Annotated in this window: 1 protein-coding gene; it reads left to right on the top strand. The window is 64.2% G+C overall.

Annotation, left to right across the window (positions count from 1 at the left end):
* Position 1 precedes the first annotated feature (1 nt).
* Positions 2 to 1,177, top strand: a complete 1,176-nt coding sequence (gene tuf, locus AC04PT_RS20070) for an elongation factor Tu (protein WP_482875564.1) — start codon at positions 2 to 4, stop codon at positions 1,175 to 1,177.
* Positions 1,178 to 1,211: the final 34 nt, after the last annotated feature.

Here is a 1,211-nt window from a genome sequence, read left to right as displayed (position 1 = left end):
CATGGCAAAGGAAAAGTTTGCGCGTACCAAACCGCACTGCAACATCGGCACGATCGGCCATGTCGACCACGGCAAGACCACGCTGACCGCGGCGATCACCAAGTACTTCGGCGACTTCAAGGCCTATGACCAGATCGACGGCGCGCCCGAGGAAAAAGCCCGCGGCATCACCATCTCGACCGCGCACGTCGAGTATGAAACCGACGCCCGCCACTACGCGCACGTCGACTGCCCCGGCCACGCCGACTACGTCAAGAACATGATCACCGGTGCGGCGCAGATGGACGGCGCGATTCTGGTGGTGAACGCCGCCGACGGCCCGATGCCCCAGACCCGCGAGCACATCCTGCTCGGCCGTCAGGTGGGCATCCCCTCGATGGTGGTGTTCCTCAACAAGGTCGACCAGGTCGACGACGAGGAACTGCTCGAGCTGGTGGAAATGGAAGTCCGCGAGCTGCTCTCCGAATACGACTTCCCGGGCGACGACATCCCGATCATCGCCGGTTCGGCGCTGGCGGCGATGGAAGGCCGTGACCCGGAAATCGGCGAGAACAAGATCCGCGAACTGATGGCGGCCGTGGACGAATACATCCCGCAGCCGGCGCGCGCCGTGGATCAGGACTTCCTGATGCCGGTCGAGGACGTGTTCTCGATCTCGGGCCGTGGTACGGTTGTGACCGGTCGTGTCGAGCGTGGCGTGCTGAACGTCGGCGACGAGATCGAGATCGTCGGCATCCGCGACACCAAGAAAACGACCTGCACCGGCGTCGAAATGTTCCGCAAGCTGCTGGACCGCGGTGAAGCCGGCGACAACATCGGCGCGCTGCTGCGCGGTGTCGACCGTGAGGGCGTCGAGCGCGGACAGGTTCTCTGCAAGCCGGGTTCGGTCAAGCCGCACACCAAGTTCGAGGCGGAAAGCTACATCCTGACCAAGGACGAGGGTGGCCGTCACACGCCGTTCTTCGCCAACTACCGTCCGCAGTTCTACTTCCGGACCACCGACGTGACCGGCACCGTGAACCTGCCGGAAGGCACCGAGATGGTGATGCCGGGCGACAACCTGAAGTTCTCGGTCGAGCTGATCGCCCCGATCGCGATGGAAGAGGGCCTGCGCTTCGCCATCCGCGAAGGCGGCCGCACCGTCGGTTCGGGCGTCGTGTCGAAGATCATCGAGTGATCGGCAGATCATCCCGGGCCTGATCCGGGAACTC

This window comes from Litorisediminivivens sp. KMU-197 (assembly GCF_056858395.1).
Note: the sequence above shows the minus strand (reverse complement) of the source record. Positions and strands in the feature narration are given on the sequence as shown.